The sequence below is a fragment of the Microtetraspora glauca genome (genome assembly GCF_040656155.1).
GTDB classification, from domain to species: Bacteria; Actinomycetota; Actinomycetes; order Streptosporangiales; family Streptosporangiaceae; genus Microtetraspora; species Microtetraspora glauca.
Genome location: NZ_JBFALK010000010.1, coordinates 182335 through 200968, shown reverse-complemented (window position 1 = coordinate 200968; position 18634 = coordinate 182335). Strand labels below are relative to the sequence as shown.

Annotated in this window: 20 protein-coding genes, 1 tRNA gene and 2 pseudogenes; 14 read left to right on the top strand and 9 right to left on the bottom strand. The window is 67.1% G+C overall.

Annotated features, from left to right (window positions below):
• Nucleotides 1–11: 11 nt before the first annotated feature.
• Together AB0I59_RS19875 and AB0I59_RS19870 are read right to left on the bottom strand one after the other, a co-directional pair.
• Entirely contained in the window at nt 12–1097 is a 1086-nt protein-coding gene (locus AB0I59_RS19875; RefSeq protein WP_358134635.1) for a hypothetical protein, read from the bottom strand.
• Between the two features lie 501 nt (nt 1098–1598).
• Nucleotides 1599–2480 carry a phosphatase PAP2 family protein gene (locus AB0I59_RS19870; RefSeq protein ID WP_358134632.1) on the bottom strand — a complete coding sequence of 294 codons (882 nt, stop codon included), beginning with the start codon at nt 2478–2480 and terminating at the stop codon, nt 1599–1601.
• Nucleotides 2481–2926: 446 nt separating this feature from the next.
• Between AB0I59_RS19870 and AB0I59_RS19865 the strand changes: the two genes are divergently transcribed.
• From AB0I59_RS19865 to AB0I59_RS19855, 3 genes are all read left to right on the top strand, one after another.
• Complete coding sequence (locus AB0I59_RS19865; RefSeq protein WP_358134629.1) at nt 2927–3889, top strand: class I SAM-dependent methyltransferase; 963 nt, start codon at nt 2927–2929, stop codon at nt 3887–3889.
• A 104-nt stretch (nt 3890–3993) separates the two neighbouring features.
• Entirely contained in the window at nt 3994–4197 is a 204-nt protein-coding gene (locus AB0I59_RS19860) for a hypothetical protein (protein WP_358134626.1), read from the top strand.
• A complete protein-coding gene (locus tag AB0I59_RS19855) occupies nt 4185–4598 on the top strand; it encodes a tail fiber domain-containing protein (RefSeq protein WP_358134624.1) in 414 nt (137 codons plus the stop codon). The genes AB0I59_RS19860 and AB0I59_RS19855 overlap by 13 nt, the downstream gene beginning before the upstream one ends.
• Nucleotides 4599–5238: 640 nt before the next feature.
• Here AB0I59_RS19855 and AB0I59_RS19850 read toward each other — a convergent pair.
• The gene (locus AB0I59_RS19850; RefSeq protein WP_358134621.1) at nt 5239–5643 is read right to left on the bottom strand and encodes a MerR family transcriptional regulator; all 405 of its coding nucleotides are present in this window, start codon (nt 5641–5643) and stop codon (nt 5239–5241) included.
• On the opposite strand from AB0I59_RS19850, the gene AB0I59_RS19845 reads away from it, so the two are divergent.
• From AB0I59_RS19845 to AB0I59_RS19825, 5 genes are all read left to right on the top strand, one after another.
• Nucleotides 5621–6040: an MBL fold metallo-hydrolase gene (locus AB0I59_RS19845; RefSeq protein ID WP_358134840.1), complete on the top strand. Its 420-nt coding sequence runs from the start codon at nt 5621–5623 to the stop codon at nt 6038–6040. The two genes, AB0I59_RS19850 and AB0I59_RS19845, sit on opposite strands and share 23 nt — an antisense overlap.
• Nucleotides 6034–6615, top strand: coding sequence for a siderophore-interacting protein (locus tag AB0I59_RS19840; protein ID WP_061258130.1), 582 nt, complete (start codon nt 6034–6036; stop codon nt 6613–6615). Before AB0I59_RS19845 ends, AB0I59_RS19840 begins: the two co-directional genes overlap by 7 nt.
• 731 nt (nt 6616–7346) lie before the next feature.
• Entirely contained in the window at nt 7347–9203 is a 1857-nt protein-coding gene (locus AB0I59_RS19835) for a choice-of-anchor P family protein (protein WP_358134834.1), read from the top strand.
• 596 nt (nt 9204–9799) lie between these two features.
• Nucleotides 9800–9952, top strand: a complete 153-nt coding sequence (locus tag AB0I59_RS19830) for a hypothetical protein (RefSeq protein WP_358134618.1) — start codon at nt 9800–9802, stop codon at nt 9950–9952.
• A 14-nt stretch (nt 9953–9966) separates the two neighbouring features.
• Nucleotides 9967–10200 (top strand): hypothetical protein, encoded by a 234-nt coding sequence (locus tag AB0I59_RS19825; RefSeq protein ID WP_061258127.1) that lies wholly within the window; start codon nt 9967–9969, stop codon nt 10198–10200.
• A gap of 246 nt (nt 10201–10446) precedes the next feature.
• Here AB0I59_RS19825 and AB0I59_RS19820 read toward each other — a convergent pair whose 3' ends face one another.
• A complete protein-coding gene (locus AB0I59_RS19820) occupies nt 10447–10674 on the bottom strand; it encodes a hypothetical protein (RefSeq protein ID WP_061258125.1) in 228 nt (75 codons plus the stop codon).
• Between the two features lie 115 nt (nt 10675–10789).
• Nucleotides 10790–10915: a hypothetical protein gene (locus AB0I59_RS19815; RefSeq protein WP_358134614.1), complete on the bottom strand. Its 126-nt coding sequence runs from the start codon at nt 10913–10915 to the stop codon at nt 10790–10792.
• Nucleotides 10916–11609: 694 nt separating this feature from the next.
• Between AB0I59_RS19815 and AB0I59_RS19810 the strand changes: the two genes are divergently transcribed.
• Complete coding sequence (locus AB0I59_RS19810) at nt 11610–11861, top strand: hypothetical protein (protein ID WP_061258123.1); 252 nt, start codon at nt 11610–11612, stop codon at nt 11859–11861.
• A 93-nt stretch (nt 11862–11954) separates the two neighbouring features.
• Here AB0I59_RS19810 and AB0I59_RS19805 read toward each other — a convergent pair.
• Both AB0I59_RS19805 and AB0I59_RS19800 read right to left on the bottom strand, forming a co-directional pair.
• Nucleotides 11955–12275: pseudogene (locus tag AB0I59_RS19805) on the bottom strand (transposase family protein); the annotation flags it as partial.
• A 35-nt stretch (nt 12276–12310) separates the two neighbouring features.
• Nucleotides 12311–13183: pseudogene (locus tag AB0I59_RS19800) on the bottom strand (IS3 family transposase); the annotation flags it as partial.
• Nucleotides 13184–13684: 501 nt separating this feature from the next.
• Between AB0I59_RS19800 and AB0I59_RS19795 the strand changes: the two are divergent.
• The gene (locus AB0I59_RS19795) at nt 13685–14869 is read left to right on the top strand and encodes an alpha/beta hydrolase family protein (protein WP_358134611.1); all 1185 of its coding nucleotides are present in this window, start codon (nt 13685–13687) and stop codon (nt 14867–14869) included.
• On the opposite strand, the gene AB0I59_RS19790 is transcribed toward AB0I59_RS19795, so the two are convergent.
• A complete protein-coding gene (locus tag AB0I59_RS19790) occupies nt 14866–15030 on the bottom strand; it encodes a response regulator transcription factor (protein ID WP_358134608.1) in 165 nt (54 codons plus the stop codon). The genes AB0I59_RS19795 and AB0I59_RS19790 overlap by 4 nt on opposite strands.
• A gap of 286 nt (nt 15031–15316) precedes the next feature.
• Nucleotides 15317–15409, bottom strand: a tRNA-Sec gene (locus AB0I59_RS19785).
• Between the two features lie 91 nt (nt 15410–15500).
• On the opposite strand from AB0I59_RS19785, the gene selD reads away from it, so the two are divergent.
• From selD to AB0I59_RS19765, 4 genes are all read left to right on the top strand, one after another.
• Nucleotides 15501–16619 carry a selenide, water dikinase SelD gene (gene selD, locus AB0I59_RS19780; RefSeq protein ID WP_358134605.1) on the top strand — a complete coding sequence of 373 codons (1119 nt, stop codon included), beginning with the start codon at nt 15501–15503 and terminating at the stop codon, nt 16617–16619.
• A 292-nt stretch (nt 16620–16911) separates the two neighbouring features.
• On the top strand, nt 16912–17232 hold the full coding sequence (locus tag AB0I59_RS19775; protein WP_061258120.1) for an alpha-amylase inhibitor: 321 nt from the start codon (nt 16912–16914) through the stop codon (nt 17230–17232).
• 226 nt (nt 17233–17458) lie between these two features.
• Nucleotides 17459–17938 carry an AAA family ATPase gene (locus AB0I59_RS19770; protein WP_358134602.1) on the top strand — a complete coding sequence of 160 codons (480 nt, stop codon included), beginning with the start codon at nt 17459–17461 and terminating at the stop codon, nt 17936–17938.
• Nucleotides 17939–18162: 224 nt separating this feature from the next.
• Nucleotides 18163–18579: an NUDIX domain-containing protein gene (locus tag AB0I59_RS19765; protein WP_358134599.1), complete on the top strand. Its 417-nt coding sequence runs from the start codon at nt 18163–18165 to the stop codon at nt 18577–18579.
• The last annotated feature ends 55 nt before the right edge of the window (nt 18580–18634 follow it).

The following is an 18634-nucleotide window of genomic DNA, read 5'->3' as shown; positions in this document are numbered from 1 at the left end:
GGATCTCCTTGCTAGGGCCGGGAGGCGGCGCCGATCGTGGTGATCAGCTTTTCCAGGCGCTCGTAGGTAGGCGGCTCGACGACGTCGACCAGGTCGGCCGCCGCCGGGGCACCGGTCTCGACGACCAGGTCGGTGAAGGCCTGGGGGCTCGCGGTGCGGAAGCCGTACGCGGCGGCGAGAGCGAGCAGTTCGGGATCCCGGGTGAGCAGTTCACCCACCCGGATTCCCGGCTCGCTGAGGGGGACCAGCGTGTGCTTGCTGAGCACGGTCGGCGAGGGGTAGACCAGCCGCATGCCGGCCTTGATCGCCCCGTCTCCGGCGAAGACGTGGGATAGGTACTGCGCCTCGTAGATGACGAGCATCGGCGTCTTGCCCGCGCCCAGAGCGAGATAGTCGTCGAACGATGCCTCGCTGGTGGTCTCGGAGAAACCCTGGTCAAGAACCACCGGTGCGAGGAGCGGCGCGACCTTGGCGATCTGGGTGTCGGAGCTGACCACGTCGTCGCCGTTGGCGACGTAGCCGATCACGGAGAGATACATGGCCGCGGAGTTGGAGGTGCGAATATCGGTGGTGGTGAGCAGCACCCGCTTGCGCGCCGGATAGGCCGAGTTGCCGGGAATCTGATCCCACCGTGTGCCTTTAGCGGCTAATTCGAGATATTTCTTTATGTCGAGGACCTGATAACCTTTGCCGGAATCGCGTAGAACGCCGACCTTGGCCAGCAGGCCGGCGATCGGCTCGAAGGTGGCCACGGCCATTGGCGAGTAGAACGGGGAGAACGTCACGGTCGCCCTGCGGTCACGCTTGATCTTCTCCGCGGCAGGAACGCTGGAGGGGAAGGCGAAGGCGTAGCGGCTCAGATCCACGTCGGTGGCGATCTGCCGCGATCCGGCGGTGTCCACCTCGACGCGCAGGGCGTGCTTGGCGAAGGCCGCCTTGACCCGCGGATCATCGAAGAACGACTTCTTCTCCGAGCCGATCACACCCCGCACCACGGTCGGCTGCGGAACCTCGCCGCCCCGATTGCCGACGACGACCGCGATCACCACCACTCCGGCGAGAACAGCCGCCAGAATGACGCCGATCCACCGCTTCATCGCACTCCATTTCACCAAATAGACCGTGTGGTGGAATTATGTGACGGAAAAACTCAGGTGTGAGCGGCGAAACATCGACCGTACGGCAGAATTCATCCGCCGTTCACGAGACCGTCCGCCGGGAGCAAGGCGGCGAAGACCACGCCACTCTCAGCGCCGCAGGGGATATCGGCCTCAGCGTGCTTCCTCTGCCAGGACATGCAGGACGGCTACGCCAGGTGCAGCGACGAGGAGCGGGCCGGGAACCACAAGGTGCAACCACAGCGTCTGCTCAGAGTTCTCGGACGAGAACCTGGTATGCCGCTCGGGAAGCGACTATTACAGTCGGCAGGGCCACGACGTCTGCGGCGGCGGGGGCAGGGAGGCCCGCCGTTGCCCGTACGGAGAGCTCGGTGGCGCCCGGGAAGGATGCGACAGTCGACCGGAGTCCGCGCACCCTCCAACGCGGTGGAGAGCGATCTTCGAGGCGGCTCCGACCTTCAGCCCGCGTTTGCGCGGGCGCTATGTACCACCTTCGTTCTCATATCCCAGGTGAACGTCCTGGTTGCCCGCAGGATGAAGGGGCACGGGTTCCCGCGACCTCCCTGCGGCCGTTCGCCGGCGCTTGGCGAGGCGGTCCAAGGCTGAGACAACCACGATGGAGACGACGAGCAACGCGACGCTTCCGGCGATATCGAGCACGTAGTGGTTCCCCGTGATGAGCACGACCACCGCCATACCCAGCGGGAAGGCCCACGGCAGCAACGCCAATCGCGGATGTGAGCCCCGCAGAGCGAACCACCCGGCATACCCGCACCACAACGACCATCCCACGTGCATGCTGGGCATCGCGGAGAACAGGTTCCGGCCGCTGTTGACGTCTCGTGTGGCCTGGCCGCCACCCAGGATGTCGTACTCGGCGATGATGTCCACGATGCCCGGTTGGGCCAACCGCGGGGGCGACATGGGCAGCGCCCAGAAGACGGGGAGGACGAGGAGGGCCATCACGACGAGGGTCCAGCGGACCCTGGCGTAGGACTCGGCATGCCGGACGAAGACCCACACCAGCACACCGATGATCACGATGTAGTACAGACGGTAGTAGTACACCGCCGGCATGATCAGGGCCGCATGGTCGGCCAGCAACCGGTTCGCCCCCAGCTCGATGTCCAAGTGGAGGGCACGCTCGATGGATTGCAGGGAATGTGCGTTGACGGTGGCGGCCGCCGCCACGTTCTTCCCTGCGGCGGCATGGATCCACGAGAAGGTCAGGATCACGAGCAGCAGACCGGCCACTTCGACGAGCGGGGCGGGGCGCCCGCCCACTCTTCCGACCAGTACGGCTGACCGGGCACGGGCGGCCAGGCGCGACAATCGGCTGGCGTCCACCTCGGGCGGGCTCACGAAGAGCACGGTAACTGACCCCGCTCCGGCGTGGGCCGGGTCACGGGAACGAAAACTCGCGACAGTTGAACAGACGAGCCCATCAGTATCAACCCCCGTGGTCCGGCGGCAGGACCGACCTGGTCCTGGTGTCGGTCGGTGTGGTGGTCGCGAGATCCTCGGCCACACCCGCCTGGAAACCACGCGTCGCTACGCCTTGCCTTCCGACAAGGACAAGGAAGAAGCCCACAAGCTGATCACGGTTGACCGCTGAGCCTGGACTGCCTGGGGAAACGAGGCGTCAAGATCGACTCATGACCGATTTCGCCGCTATCCCCGCCGGACGATGGAACGCCGCCCACCCGCCCGGTCCAGCGGATGCGCACGTCATCAATGGCATCAAGCACATGTCCGTCCGGTTCGAAATTCGGTAGTTTCCGCGCGGCGGTCGTCGTTAGCGTGTCGCGGTGACCTACGAGCATCCTTTGGCGTACGTGCTGGGGCTGGAGGGCATCGCCCTGATGCGGTCCTACACCGGCGAGCATGACCGCGCGTTCGTCGAGGCGCGCCTGGCCGAGATCCGCACGTTTCTCGACGATGACTCCCTGGCGGACACCGCCGTCGAGGTGGCCCGCGTGGACACCGTGGAGGGTTACCGGATCTGGGCGCAGACCTACGATGGGCCCAACACCGCGTTCGACCTCGACGAGCCGTTCATCAGGGAGATTGTCGACGCGTTGCCGGTCGGCGACGCGCTGGACGCGGCGTGCGGTACCGGCAGGATGGCGGCTTATCTGGCCGGTCGCGGCCATCGGGTGCGCGGCGTGGACCTCTCGCCCGACATGCTGGAGCGGGCGCGCCAGCGGGTGCCGCAGGCAGAGTTCCGGCTGGGCGACCTGTCCTCCCTGCCGGTGCCCGATGCGTCCGTCGACCTGGTGGTCTGCTCGCTGGCGTTGACGCATGTGCCGGTGCTGGATCCGGTGCTGTCCGAGTTCGCCCGGGTGTTGCGGCCCGGCGGGGGAACCGCGCGAGCGGACCGACGTCCTGGAGCCCTGGGACGTGTGGCCGTGGGCTCTGTGCGACCTGGCGCCCGAGGCGGCGCACGCGGCCATCGCCGGGACGCCGTCGATGCTGTTCTGGCACTTTCAGCGCTAGCCAGTTCTCCACGGCCGCCGCGATCGCCTCGCCCCCGTGGTTCCGCGCTGTTCGTCGTTCTGCGGTCGCGCGGCCCGTTTCCGCCGTACGCCGATGGCCCTCAATGGGGTCCGATGAGTTCCGATGGGGCAGAGGACGAGGGTGGGCTGCGGGCCGCCGAAGCCGGCGTCGGGCGGTCCCATAGCCAGCCTCTCGGCGCACCCGCAAGAACTGAAGGGGGCGACTGGTCGGCTGGTGATGGAGTCCGGTCAGGACGCGGCTCGTTCGGTCGGTGACGATCCGGGACCGACTGGACTGGCTCGACACATCAGAAATCAGACACGGATCATAATCATCCGTGTACTCTTCGTGTTCATTCTGTTGTTCTCCGGAGGGTGCCATGCGCAGGATCATCCGTCTCTTCGCCACGCCCGCGGTCGTCACCGCAGGCACGATCGCCGCTACCGCAGCCGCTGCCAGCGCTGACGTCGGCGTCGGCGTGGCAGGCGCCGGCGCGACCGTACATTGGGTGCCTCTCGGCACTCTTCTCTTCAGCGACCGGAACATCAAACGCGACATCGTCCCCGTGCAGTGGGTCCGCTGATCTTGAAGCTGTCGGGGCTCATACGGCTGCGCAATCGACACCACCAGCCGATCGCGCAGCCTCTCCATGACCATCGAGACGACGCTTCACCCGAGCCATGCCCCAGCGCTGTCAACGGCTACGAGATCCTCGCCAAGGTCGCCGAACTGCCCATCAGCACATGGCGGTACGGGTGGGAGCCCGACGGGGTGCACCATCTGGGGCCGATGGCACAGGACTGGAAGGCTGCATTCGACTTCGGCCAGCCGGACACCCGCATCCCGGCGGTCGACGCCAACGGGGTAACGCTCGTCGCCGTCCAGGCCCTGTACCGGCTCGTTGTCGACCTCCAGCAGCAAGTCGACCAGCTCCGCGGTACCGCCTCGCCATCCGGCCAGGAGAAGCCGTCGAGGAGCGGCTGACCCGTCGATCTCGCGCGCATCCGGCGGGCTACGGACTGGGTGTGTGAGCGGTTCTGACGCCGGAGCCGGCGATCGCCCTTCTGCAGAACCTCCCCGCGTAGGACCGGCAAGCACTCACCGAGCTGATCAACCCGTGCGCGCAGAAGGAAAGCGCTGTGGCGGCTCGGCGACGACCTCGCCGCCGCGTGGATTCTGCTGCCGGACGGCGCCGCCGACCGCTTCCATGCCGCCTACCGGCCGGCCCCGGACGCCGCGACCCTGCGCCGCGCCTGCGGATGGACGGCGGGGCAGGCCCTCGCCGGCATCCTCATCGGAGACGCCGGCGTTCACGGCCGCCCAGGCGGCAAGCCCACCTGGGGCCCACCCGCCCACGCCGCACTGCGACGCCTCACCGAAACGGCCCATCGCTGATCGATCGCCTCTCCACACGCTCGAATATCTTCGCGCCGGACCCCACCATGCTCGGCATGCTGTAAGCGGGGCCGCTCCCGTCCGCCCGGAGCGACCTCCGTAGGCGTGCCGCAGCCGAGGTCGAGCAGCGGCGCGCCTACCGCGATCTCGAAAACTGCTTCGACCTCGACATGAACCGCCACCTGCCCGGCCGGTCACCCACAGGGCCCTGAACCGCGGACGGCCTCTGTCAACCGGTGGTGACCGCCGCTGCCGACGCGTCCGGACGAGCGCCATCCGCTTCGCCGGTGTCCGAGCCCTTCGCCGGGGGAATTCGGGCCGCGATCTGGCCGCGGGCGTGCTCGCACCCGGCGAAGGGGTACGGGCAGGCGAGCGCGTGCTCGATCAGCTCCTTGGCCACCCGCGCCCGTGAGATGCGCCGCTCCAGCTCGTCGACATGGCGGCGCAGCAGGTCCCGATGGTCCATCGGGTCGGAGGTGGACAGCAGCGTACGCAGCTCCCCCAGCGTGAAGCCGCCCTCCTTGCCCATCAGGATCAGCACCACACGCTCGAGGTCCGCCGGCTCGTACGACCGTTGACCGCCCGCGCGCCGTGCGGGTTTGAGCAGGCCCATGCTCTCCCAGTGGCGCAGCACGTGGGTGGCGAGTCCGAACCGTTCCGCCAGCTCGCCGATGGCCTACGCGTTCGACGCCGCAGGCGGGCGGGTGTTCTTCGGCGGCGAGATCGCCGAGGTCACGCCGTTGGAGCGGTATCGGGCCGAGCAGCCGCCGGTGAACCTCGCCCTGCTGCCGGTCAACGGGCTGCGGCCGTTCTTCGGCCCGCGCCTGGTGATGGGCCCGAGCCAGGCCGTCGCCGGGTCGTCCGTGCTCGGCGCGCGGGTGCTGGTCCCCGTGCACGACGCCCACGGGCACGATCCGCTGTCACGCCTGTTCCGTACCAACGGCACCGCGTCGGACGCGGTACGGCTGGCCGGCCCGGACCTGCTCGTGACCGACCTGCCGACCGGTGAGCGGTGGGAGTCGCCATGCTGAACCTGTTCGTACACGGGACGGTGACGGAGATCGAGCCGATCGCCGAGCGCATGCGCCGCGTCCGCGTCTCCGGCCCGGAGCTACGTGACCTGAGCTGGACCCCGGGCACGCACATCCGGCTGCGGGTCGGCGACCCGCGCCGCCCCCGCTCATGGCCGCAAGGTCTCCTGCGCACCTACTCGATCTGGGATTACTCGCCCGAGGGCCATCTCGACGTATGCGTGCTCGACCACCCCGCCGCCGGGCCCGGGGCGTCGTGGTCGCGCGAGGTGGGTGTCGGCGACACCGCGGCCTTCATCGGGCCGAAGGGGAGGTTCGCGCTGCGCGAGGGCGCGTCGTACCACCTGTTCGCCGGGGGCGAGACCGCGGCCGTCGCGTTCGGCGCGATGCTGCGCGCGCTGCCGGACGCGGTTCGCTCGCTGGACCTGCCCGGCGAACCGGGTGCCGCCTACCTCGCCGGCGAGGCACGCGCCTGTCAGGCGGTGCACGGCCATCTGGTCGGCGAACGCGGCTGGTCCCGCCGGGACGTCGTGGTGAAACCGTTCTGGACGCCGGGACGACGCGGCATGGACTGACGCCGGCGCCACGATCTCGTTGACGGCAATGACGCGTCGCACATCGTCGGCGGCGTGATCCAGACGTCTACGTCCGGGGGCAGCGCGTCCGGAAGTCGTCCGCGATGGCGTCGAACGTGGCCCACCGGACGCCCTCGTACCAGTTGATGTGCTCGATGAGGCGCTCATGCATGAGCAGGACCTGCGGGTGACCGGAGACGTCCGGGTGGATCGTCGCTACCCGCCGATGGTGTGCACACCCTGACTGAAGCGGAGTCATGGCCGGAAGCCGTCGTATCCGTCGGATCTGACCGATGCCGAATGGGCGTGTTAGGCCGTCGGTCGACTCTGCGGCGATGCTCACAAACCGAAATTCAGACGGCCCGGAGGACTGGAAACGGCCGCTCTTTTTGAAGCGGCAAACTGAGGATCACTCATTTCATCGGGCGTACCTAAAAAGATCTCGGCAAAGATCGCTTCTCGCGGGCGCCTCTCATCAGCACGTAGTGGCCGACTGCGGCCAGTCGGGAACTTGCCGTAACTGGCCTATTTACATCTATTCGCCGACCGGTCACCATATGGCCGTGGCCACAAAGTCACCGGGGTTACCAACCAATGCGATTTGGTATCCGCTCGCGCCAACACGTGAGGAGAAGGCGTTCCGGGTAGCGCAATCATAGAAATTCTGCACGGCCAGCGATCCCAAATTCGGTATGGCATAACGCCACACCAGAAGGAATGACACCGTGAGAATGACGCGAAGATTACAGGCCGCCGTGTGCGTGGTGGTGGCCGGTGCAATGCTGGCGGCCGGGGTAGGGACGGCGTCCGCCGCGCCCGGGGTCACCCCGGCGGACGTGACGCTGGACCTGGCCCCGGGCGGATCGACGACGATCGCCAAGACCGTGTCCACTCCGGCGATCCCACCCAAGCCGGACATCACGGTCCTGATCGACACAACAGGGAGCATGGGCGAGGTCATCTCGAACGTCCAGACCAATGCGAACACCATCTTGTCCAACGTCGCTTCGGCGCAGCCGGACGCGCAGTTCGCGGTCGCCGAGTACAGGGACGTGTCGTGGGACGCGACGTCGTTCCGGGTGGCGCAGAACCTCACCGCCAACCAGACCGACGTCACCGACGGACTCAACTCGCTGGTCGCGATGGGCGGCGGCGACACCCCCGAGGACGGCATCAACGGTCTGTTCCAGGTAGCGTCCGGGGCGGTCAACTTTCGGCCGAACAGCTCTCGGATCGTGTTGCTGATCGGGGACGCCCCCAGCCATGACCCCAGCAACGGCCATACGCTGGCCGATGCGATCAGCGCCCTGCAGGCAGCCGACATCACCGTGCTCGCGTTCGACCTGAACGACCCGTACGGGCTGGACTCCACCGGGCAAGCGACCGCGATCACCAACGCCACGGGTGGACGGCTGTTCTCCGGCATCAACCCCTCGGAGGTCAGCGACACCATCCTGGCGGCCCTGCACAACCTGCCGGTCACGGTCACCCACCAGCCGCGCGACTGCGACCCGAACCTGTCGGTGTCCTTGACCCCGGGCAGTCGGACGGTGACCAGCGGCGATGATGCCACCTTCACTGAGACCGTCTCCGTCGGCGCCGGAGCCATACCGGGAAGCACCATTACCTGCAAGGTGGACTTCCTGCTCAACGGTGTCCTGTCGCCAGGCTTCACTGAAACGATCACCGAGCACGTCCCAAAGGCGACCCCATCGATCACCACGACGCCATCGGGCCCGGTGCCCGCGGGCGGGAACGTCTCTGATACAGCGACCCTGTCCGACGGGTACCACCCGACGGGCACCGTCACGTTCCAGCTGTTCGGGCCCGGTGACACCAGCTGTGCGACGCCGATCGCCACCCGCACCGAGACGCTGTCCGGCAGCGGCACCGCCGCATCCGGCAACGTGACCATCGGCGCGGCCGGCACCTACCGGTGGACCGCCATCTACAGCGGTGACGCCCACAACAACTCCGTCACCTCACCCTGCAGCGCCGAACAAGTCACCGTCACGCCGCAGCGGCTGACCGGACGGGCCTACGGCCTGACCGCCGACGCCACCCTGGCCGGCATCCAACTGGTCAACATCGCGCCCACCCCCGACAGCGGCCCCATCTCCACCACCTCGACCAATACCACCTCGGTGCCCTGCACCGCCTCCCTCAGCGGACTGATCAGCGCGCACGCCCTCTGCGCAAAGGTCGCCACCACCGAATTCCCCGGCAAATCCGTGGCCACCGCCTCCATCGACGACACCACCATCGGGATCACCGGCATCCCGGTGATCACCGTCAAGACCGTCAACTCCAGCTCCACCACCACCTGCGCTGGATCCACCGGAACCACCACGATCGCCTTCCTCAAGGTCGGCAACACGGTGGTCATCGCAGAACCCACCAATATCCAACCCAACACCACGGTCAACGTCGGCGTCGTCAAGCTCGTCCTCAACGAGCAGATCCCATTCACCACCCCCGACAAGGGCCTGACCGTCAACGCCGTCCACATCACGGTCGACGCCCTCGGCCTGGCCAAGACCAACGTCGTCCTGGCCTCCTCCGAAAGCGATATCGGCAACTGCCCCTAACCCAACACACCTGAACCGATCAACCCGAGGCCGGGCGGAACACCGTAGCTCCGCCCGGCCTCGGCCGGGCTTCAGGCCCCCCCGGGGGGTCGCTTGCTCCGCATAGGCGGTCTCGCCACTGCCGGTCCCGCCGGCCGGGCCGAAGACCGCGTCCAGGGCACTGCGTGTGCCGCAGCCCACCACCGCGACCAGCCCCGCAGCCGCCCCTTCCCGCTGGCCGGCCTCCGCCGGAGGGCTGCTGCGGCAGCGGCGCGTGCATGACCGCGTTGCCTGCTCGGCGCGAGCGGCACGCCGTGATGGAGCCGGCCCAGGAAAGATGAAGAGCGCGGCATGACGAAGTCCCCACCGGTGGCGGGGGCTTCGTCATGCTCACGACGCCGGGCCGGTGCCCGCAGTAAGCGGGTTGCCGTCCTCCCTTAGGCCGGAGACGAGTCCTCCCTTAGGCCGCAGATGATCACCTTCTGGGAGGAGTCCGGATCGCTGTCACTGGCCGACAATCGGCAGTGCGGCATCGGAGATTATCGGGGCATCCGGTGGCCGCCACAGATGTAGGACCAGCACCTCGCGTTGGCCGCGACCTCACCGCAGGAGTCCATGTGACCCGTCTTCGTCCCGCGTTCACCGTCGCGCTGTTGGCCGCGGCCTTCGTGGGGGCACTGTCCCTCCCGGCCCAGGCGACCGAAGGCGGCTCGTGCAACACCGGCCCGAACGGTCCCGCGTGCCATTCGCCCGGCTGGGGAACCAAGTAATAGGAAGGATCGTCATGCGTCACGCACGTCGCCTCGTCATCGCCTCGCTACTGGCCGCCGCGTGGATAGTCCCCGCCACCGTTCCCGCCCAGGCTGCCGCCCAGGCGGAGTGCTATCAGATCTACAACAACAACTACAACGTCCTCCGCAGTTGGGGCTGGAGTCACGAGAAGGCGTCCGCTGAGGCGCTCGCCGTCTATGAGGAGTGCCTGCGCCTCAACGCCGCGACGGACACCCCGACGGACTGATACAACGGCGAACTGACCTGCGGCTGCTTCTACGGACAGGGGAGCGTGCGTAGAAGCAGCCTCTCCCGCAGTCCTTCTACCGGCCACCGATACGGCGGGTGTAGTTCGCGTCGATCCGGCCCGGGCTGAACGGGTCGGTCGGCATCCACGTCGCCCACTCGCGTTCCGGTCGGTGAACATGCCGCGCAGGCGGACGCGGTCGAGGATCATCTGCTGCGCGATCGGCTCCGCGCGCAGGAGTTTGCCCTATTTCGCCCGCACGGATTTCACGAGCGGCGGCAGCTTCTTCTCCGGAATCTCGCCTTCCTTCTGCAGCGCCTCCCACGAGGTGCGGATCGCCAGCTCGCACATATCGCCGCCGTAGTTCGTCTCGACGAAGATGACGCTCGCGTCCGTCTCGTGCGCGCGCTGGCACGCGGCAGCCGACCACTCCGTCGACGACATCACCCCGGACCGGTCGTGGGTGATCCACACCCGGTTGTCGTCGCCGAGGAAGCCGCCGATGACGCCTTAGGTGTCGCTCCCACGCGTCGCCGTACAGCTGCCGTTTCAGCCGCATCGTCGTGTCGGCCAGGCGGACGAGCTCGTGTCAGGACAGCTTGTCGGGCCGCATGTGCGGCAACGCCTGCCCGATCATGCCGGTCATCGCACGGAGGATTGTCGCGTCCGCCTCGGCGGCTCGGCGCCACTGCTCCTCCAGCTCGGCCACGTACACACGGGCCAGTGGATGACCCGACGCGGTCGATGAAGGGCTTCATGGTCCCGTAGGTCATGAAGCTCTCGTAGGTGCGGGATGGGTGCTGGAAGTAGGGGTGCGGTGCGCGCAGCACCAGGCCGTACTTGGCCCAGTGGATTCCGCCATCGGAACCCTCCCCGCCCTCCATCCCTGTGACGTAGTAGCAGGTGGGTACCCGAGGGGTTTCGGCGACCATCAGGTTGCCGACGTTGGTGTACTCCATGCTCTGGAGGGTGACCATGCCCCTCTTCGGGTCGAGGCTGCTGATGAAGCGCCTCTTCAGCGCCATCATCCGGGCCCTGGTGGAGCCGGTGATTGTCAGCGGGAGGAAGATCTCACGGATGCCGGCTCGGGCGAAGCGGAGGAAGCCACCGTCGATCGCCGGATACTCGTCCGCCTTCACATCGAAGGTGGGGGCGTCGAGCCTCTTGGCGCCACGGCGAAGCAGGATGGCGGGCCCGCTGTACGCCTCGTCGGTGAGGGTGAACAGAGACCCGTCCACTCCCCCGCAACTGCACGATGGTGGGCTTGAACAACACGGGCAGACCTCCTGATTAAAGAGAAAAGCCGTTGAACGGATAGGCCCCGCGACGCCTGGCGGAAAATGGGGTGTATTGACTTCATTACTTTCAGCGAGAAAGAGTGAGGTCCCCGGAAACTAAGGGAGGTCGTCGTGAGCGTGCGCGTAATCCTGATGCTGATGGGCGGTCTCATCCTTTTTGTGGTGGTCAACCCGGACGCGGACGGACTCTGGGCCCTCATGCTCTTCGGCTTCCTGGTCTTCCTACTCGCCGTGGTCACGTCTGACGACCCACCGACCGGGCGTGGCGGCGGCGACGGAGGCGCCGGATACGACGGAGGCGGGAGAGGCGGAGACGGCGGATTCGGGGGAGACGGGGGAGACGGGGGAGACGGCGGCGATTAAGAAGAAAGAAGGGCCCCAGCCGGGATACGGCTGGGACCGTCAGGGAGGGGGATTAATCGTAGAGGGCGTCCGCGTAGGACAACTGAGCCTTTTTCATCCTGCTTCTCGAGTCTGAAGGACGTGAATGGCTTTGACGAGCTGACCTGCTCGTTTGGGACAGCAGCGTAGTTTCTGGAGGATGCGCCAGTTCTTCAGCTGTGCATTGGCCCGCTCGCCGGGGCCGCGGAGCTTGGCGTGAGCGGAGTTCGCGATCTTCTGCCCGACCGGCTTGCCTCGGCCCTTGTACGGCACGCGGACCGGCTCACCGGCTCCGACGTAGCCCTTATCGGCGAGAGTGACCATGCCGGCGGCTTTCAAGCGGCGGATGATGCCCCAGATCCGGGCTGCGGTCAGGTCATGCACGGAGCCTGGCAGGGAGTGAACTGCGCCGGGTTTCGTGGAGGCCGGGGTTAGTTGGCTCCGGCGAGGATAACCGGGTTGATCCGTGCGCGGTAGAGCGCCTCGAATTCGGTAGGCGGGAGATCCTGGCAAGCGCTGTGCAGCCGCCGGTTGTTGTACCAGTCCACCCATTCCATGGCGGCGATCTCCACATCATCCAGGCCCTTCCAGGGCCCTCGCCGGTGGATCAGTTCGGTCTTGTACAGGCCGATGGTGCTCTCGGCCAGGGCGTTGTCGTAACTGTCTCCGCGTGAGCCGACCGAGGAGACGGCGCCGGTCTCGGTCAGGCGCTCGGTGTAGCGAATCGACAGATATTGAGATCCCCTGTCGGAGTGATGCACCAGCCCGTCGACGTTGCCGCCGCGCCGCCAGATGGCCATCTCCAGCGCGTCCAGCGGCAGGTCGGTGCGCAGATGATCGGCCAGCCGCCAGCCGACGATCATCCGCGAGTACACGTCGATGACGAAGGCGGCGTAGACGAACCCCGACCAGGTCGGGATGTAGGTGAGATCGGCGACCCACAGCTGATTGGGCGCCGTGGCGGTGAAGTCACGCTCGACCAGGTCGGCAGGCCGCAGGGCTTGCGGTTCGACGATCGTGGTCCGCTTCTTGTGGTCACCGCGGACCGCGCCGGTCAGTCCGAGTTGCCTCATCAGCCGGGCGATCGTGCAGCGGGCTGCGCTGACGCCCTGGCGGGTGAGTTCCTTCCACATCTTGCGCACGCCGTACACCTCGAAGTTGTCGTTCCAGACGCGGGTGATCTCGGCTTTGAGCTGTTCGTCGCGGACCGTCCGTGCCGAGGGCCGGCGTGTCTTGGCCGCGTAGTAGGTAGAGGTCGCCACCTGGAGTACTTCGCAGATCGGCTCGATGAACCGATCCGGTTTTCGTGGAGGCCCTGGTGTGCCATAGGGGCGATGCGGACGACGGCCCGCAGAGCCTTTTCCCGTGTTCGGAGACGCTCAAGCCGGATTGACCCAGGGCGGCCGGAAGGGCCGGTCGGTTATCCGTCGTCCGAGATGCCGAACGGTGCCCGCCAGGTTCATGGCGTGGGCCAGGGCACATCAAGACACATCGGTTGAAGGGCTTTCGTACGTGGCTCTGCTCACACTCCCGCAGCTGGAGCGGCATCTCTTCGGTGCCGCTGAAGTCGACGGCTGCTCCGTCAAGGTCGTAGCCCAAAGCACGGCTGCCTCCTTGTGCAGTCCAAGACGCCCGTAGCAGGTCGCACGCTGCACATCGAGGTAGCGGGGAGTGTCCTCAGTGTCAAGCTCAAGCGGGCCTTGACCTCCCCTCCGGGTGGCCGGGTGCTTCCTTCATTCGTATGAGTGCCAAAATCATCTCTGGTGGGGAGTTTCTGGACAGCGAGCCTCCCTAGCGTGGCCGTTATGAATTGCGCATTGCTCAGACGGGGCGCGGCCTCTGCGGTGGCGGTCGGCCTTCTGCTCACCGGGCCCGCCGTACAGGCCATGTCAAAGCCCGTCACTGTGGCCCTGCCCCAGCCGACAGGTCCACGCGAGATCGGCACTGTCGCGCTGCACCTGCGTGACAGCTCCAGGGCCGACCCGTGGATCAAGGCACATGACCGGCGTGAGCTGATGATCAGCCTGTGGTACCCCACCCGTCGTCCGGACGGCCACCCCGCTGCGCCTTGGCTGCCGCCTCGCGCCGCCGAGGCCTTCTATCGCAACAGCAGCCTCTCGCCTGCGGCTGTCAGCCTGCCTTTGACCCATGGCCGTGAAGGGGCCCCTGTGGCGGGCCGAGGGCTGCCCGTCGTACTGTTCTCACCCGGCAACGGCGCCGACCGTTCCATGAACACCGCCACGGTCGAAGAACTGGCCAGCTGGGGCTACATGGTGGTCACGATCGATCATCCGGGCGATGCCGGCGAGGTGGAGTTCCCCAACGGCACGGTCACCGGCCGTGTCCTGAAACCAGTCCCGGTGAGCCGGCTGGACGAGAAGGCCAAAGAGATCAAGGTGCGGGTGGCCGACACGCGATTCGTGCTGGACCGGCTCAAGGAGCTGAACAAGGGGCAGAACCCCGATGTTGAAGGCCGGAAGCTGCCGGAGGGGCTGCGTGGCGCGTTCGACCTGAGCAGGGTCGGCATGTTCGGCCATTCCGCGGGAGGAGCGACGGCCGCCGCGACGATGCTGGAGGATCGGCGGGTCAAGGCGGTTTTGAACCTGGACGGACCCGCCCTCGGCAAGGTTGCCGCCAAAGGATTGGCCAAGCCGTACATGCTCATGGAGGCCGAGATCTTCGACAAGCCCATCCGCGGGCAGAAGGCCTTCTGGTCCCGGCTGAAGGGCTGGCGGCTGCACGTGAAGACCAAGGGCGTCAAGCACAATTCCTATACCGACCTGCCGCTGCTGTACGAGCAGGCGGCGACGGTGATCGGCCTGTCAAAGGAGCAGCTGCAAGCGGTAAACGGCACACTGTCGGCGGCGCGTTCCGTGGCCGTCACCCGCGCCTACTCCATGGCCTTCTTCGATCTGCATCTACGGCGCAAAGGCGACCTGCTCGACAGGCATTCCTCACGGTTTCCCGAGGTGCAGGTGATCGCCCGTTAGGGCTCACGCGACCAGATGAAGCCGCTCTCGTAGGCGTAAATGGTGGCATGCAGCCTGTCGCGGACCTGGAGCTTAGCCAAGATGGAGGCGACGTGCTCCTTGACGGTCGTGGCGCTGATGCCCAAGGCCGCGCCGGGCTGTACGTGCGGCATGTCGATCATCCTGCCAGTGGTGGCACCTCCCAGGAGTGTTCGATATTGTTCGAATACCCCTCCTGGTCTGCACTGCAACGGAGGATCACATGCGCCGCTTTCGTAGACCGGCCCAGGCGGTTCTGAATGATGCAGCGGAGCGTGTCGTTGCGCTCCTCCCGAACCGGAATGACGCAGCACGGACAAGATCGTGACGCGATGTTCACATTTTGTTCGCATCGGCCCCCTGGAGAGATCATTTCAGCGGGGAACCCGTGATCGCCTCTCACGAGTCCCCGCACGTTCTCCCTGGTAGCGGAGGCGGACGGGAATCGAACCCGCCAGGCCGAGATCCTCGACCTCAACGATTTTGAAGACCGCGGGGGCCACCAGGCGCCCAGACGCCTCCAGGGGAGAACGTATCGGCAGGCGGGTAAGGGCCATCACGAACGGCGCCCATGAACTCCCCACTTCTGTCCAGATCGATCAAGTGAGGCGGCATGACCGGAACGACGACGGAGCCCGGATCTTCCATGCCGGGATCCGGCGCGGGGAACGGCCCGGTGGCGATCACCACCCCCCGGGGCGGGGAACCCCGCGTGGGAGACGGCACGGCGAACGGGACGATAAGGCTCACGCAGTACGCCCACGGAGGCGGCTGCGCCTGCAAGATCCCTCCCGGCGAGCTGGAGGCCATCGTCTCGGGCCTCATCGGCCGCCCTGACGACGCCTTCTCTCCCGCCGGTGAGCTGCTCGTCGGGCTGGACGACGGGGACGACGCCGCCGTCATCCGGATCGAGAGCGGCCGGGCGGTCGTCGCGACGGCCGATTTCTTCACTCCCGTCGTTGACGATCCCTACGACTGGGGACGGATCGCCGCCACCAACGCCCTGTCCGACGTGTACGCGGTGGGCGGGGAGCCGCTGGTGGCGGTCAACCTGCTGGGCTGGCCCCGCGACACGCTGCCGATGGAGCTCGTCAGCGAGGTGCTGCGCGGCGGCCTCGACGTCGCGCGGGCGGCGGGCTGCCACGTGGCGGGCGGCCACAGCGTCGACGACCCGGAACCGAAGTACGGCATGGCCGTCACCGGCCTGGCCGATCCGGCCCGGCTGCTGCGCATCGACGGGGGCCGGGCCGGCCTCCCGATCTCGCTCACCAAACCGCTCGGGGTCGGCGTGCTGAACACCCGGCACAAGTCGACGGGCGAGGTCTTCCCGCAGGCCGTCGCCGCGATGACCACGCTGAACCGGGACGCGGCGCGGGCGGCGCTCGCCGTGGGAGCCGGGTGTGCAACGGACGTGACCGGCTTCGGGCTCCTGGGCCACCTGTACAAGCTGGCCAGGGCGAGCGGCGTCACGGCGGTGGTGGACACGGCGGCCGTGCCGTACCTGGAGGGGGCGAGGGAGGCGGTGCGGGACGGCTATGTGAGCGGTGGCACCCGGCGCAACCTGGCCTGGGTGGAACCCCATCTCGATCCGGGTCACTGCGGCGCCGCCGAACTTTTGCTGCTGGCCGACGCGCAGACGTCAGGGGGCCTGCTCGTGGTGGGCGAGATTCCGGGCGCCCCCGTCATCGGTGAGCTCGTCGCATGCGACGGCGCCGCGCTGCGACTGCGCTGAGCGCCGTCACGGGGGCGCTCAGCGTCACTCCGCGGCCGCCGCATCCCGGGCATCTCCGCAGTTCATCCCCTATGCGCGGTGCCTCCCCATTTCCAGCGACACCCGCACATCGTTACGGTCGCCACGCCATCAAGCCGCCGGAAACGCCTTGTCGGTCGCGGCCGTAGCCGAACCCCCGGCACCGTTGAGATCGTGACCTTGCTCCCGCCTTGCCCGCACCATGCGCGACAGCCCTGCAAGGACGGGAGGACCGCGCTCATCATTCCCCCGGCAGAGAAAGGGACCACCGGCCGTGCGTACACGTCTCAGGACCGCGCTCACCACGACCACTCTCGGCGTCGGCATCAGTGTCTTCGCCCTCCACGGCATCGCCGCGGCGTCCACTTCGGCGATCCCGGCGGGCAACGCCCCGTCCTGCGTCGCCGTCTGGCAGAACACCGGGACCATCACCAAGACCGGCTACGCCCGAAACGACTGCGGCTACTCACTTAACCTGAAGATCGTCTGGGCGAACGGCGTGGACGGGAGCTGCCAGACCGCGCGGCCCGGCGACACCATCAAGAGCAAAGTGCCGCGGGGCCCCAGGAACTTCGACGGCGCCGACCGCTGCTGATCGCATCAGCGCGGACGAGAACGGCCCCCGCCCCCGACGGGTGCATTCGAGGGGTCGTCGCAACACGTTGATCCATTACTGGCGACGGCCAGCATAGCGAGCCGACTGGGTTTCCGTAGTCCCCGAGTTGCAGGGGCTACGGAAGCCCATGGCCGGAAGCCGGCAGATCGCCAACGAGGGTGACATGAAGCCGGCCGAGATCGGGGCGGTTCGGTAGTCTCGGCTGATGGCGAAGATCTTGGTCACGGGGATGTCTGGCACCGGCAAGTCCACGGCGTTAGAGATGCTGGCGGCCCGGGGTCATCGCGCCGTCGATACTGACACCGACGAGTGGAGCCACTGGGTGACCCTGTCGGACGGATCCACTGATTGGGTGTGGCGGGAGCCGGCTATCAGCGACCTGCTCGCCAACCATGGTGAGGGCGCCCTCTTCGTGGCCGGCTGCAAGTCCAATCAGGGTCGGTTCTACCCGCAATTCGACCACGTCGTCCTGCTCAGCGCTCCCGCTGAGATCATGCTTGCCCGCATCGCGACGCGAACCAACAACCCCTTCGGCAAGCGCCCTGAGGAACGTGAGGCCATCCTGCGTGACCTGGCCAACGTGGAGCCGCTGCTCAGGGCCACCTCCACTGTCGAGATTGACGCTTGTGCGCCGATCGACAAGGTCGTCCAGCAGCTTGAGGAACTGACGCAAACGACGCCGTGATCAAGGGTTGCAGGAACAGGCACTCCAGCCTCACCTGGCTTTGTTCGTGAGTTTCGGCACCAGCGGAATCTCGCCGATCTCGATGTTCGTGAGTTTGGGCGCCACCCCTCGGTGGGGGCGGGATATGTCTGTCGTCGGCCAGCGCACCGCTCACGCACGGTGACGGGTGTCGGAGGCGGGACGCGCCTTGTCTGCGGCAGATCCGCATGGGGCAGAATGTGCCGATGACGATCTCCACTGACGGCTCCGGTCCGGTCCGGATTGTGACGGCCGTTCTTCGCGACGGCGATCGGGTGTTGCTGTGTCATCGAAGCGCCGGACGCCGTTGGTATCCCGACGTGTGGGACCTGCCGGGCGGTCATGTTGAAGAGGGGGAGGATCCGAAAGAGAGCCTTGTCCGCGAGCTTCAGGAGGAGTTGGGAATCACGGCATCGGAGCCGTCCGGCCCGCCGATGCATGAGATCCGGACCGCGACGTTCGACATGCAGATCTGGTTGGTCGACAGGTGGACCGGAACACCCGTCAACGCCGCGCCGGACGAGCACGACGCTGTGGCGTGGTTCGAGACGTCCGACCTTGACAGCCTGCGCCTCGCCCATGAGTCGTATCTCTCGACGCTCACCGCCGTGCTCGTCACGTGACGCCGCTCCGGAAGCCAGGGGTGCGCGCTCATCGGCAGACCCGCGCACTCGCACC

Bases quoted from the DNA above. Each gene is read 5' to 3' on its own strand.
- AB0I59_RS19875 (WP_358134635.1), bottom strand. From the start codon at position 1,097: ATGAAGCGGTGGATCGGCGTCATTCTGGCGGCTGTTCTCGCCGGAGTG.
- AB0I59_RS19860 (WP_358134626.1), top strand. From the start codon at position 3,994: ATGCGCAGGATCATCCGTCTCTTCGCCACGCCCGCGGTCGTCACCGCA.
- AB0I59_RS19845 (WP_358134840.1), top strand. From the start codon at position 5,621: ATGCTCTCCCAGTGGCGCAGCACGTGGGTGGCGAGTCCGAACCGTTCC.
- AB0I59_RS19840 (WP_061258130.1), top strand. From the start codon at position 6,034: ATGCTGAACCTGTTCGTACACGGGACGGTGACGGAGATCGAGCCGATC.
- AB0I59_RS19835 (WP_358134834.1), top strand. From the start codon at position 7,347: ATGACGCGAAGATTACAGGCCGCCGTGTGCGTGGTGGTGGCCGGTGCA.
- AB0I59_RS19825 (WP_061258127.1), top strand. From the start codon at position 9,967: ATGCGTCACGCACGTCGCCTCGTCATCGCCTCGCTACTGGCCGCCGCG.
- AB0I59_RS19795 (WP_358134611.1), top strand. From the start codon at position 13,685: ATGAATTGCGCATTGCTCAGACGGGGCGCGGCCTCTGCGGTGGCGGTC.
- AB0I59_RS19790 (WP_358134608.1), bottom strand. From the start codon at position 15,030: ATGATCGACATGCCGCACGTACAGCCCGGCGCGGCCTTGGGCATCAGC.
- selD (WP_358134605.1), top strand. From the start codon at position 15,501: ATGACCGGAACGACGACGGAGCCCGGATCTTCCATGCCGGGATCCGGC.
- AB0I59_RS19770 (WP_358134602.1), top strand. From the start codon at position 17,459: ATGGCGAAGATCTTGGTCACGGGGATGTCTGGCACCGGCAAGTCCACG.
- AB0I59_RS19765 (WP_358134599.1), top strand. From the start codon at position 18,163: ATGACGATCTCCACTGACGGCTCCGGTCCGGTCCGGATTGTGACGGCC.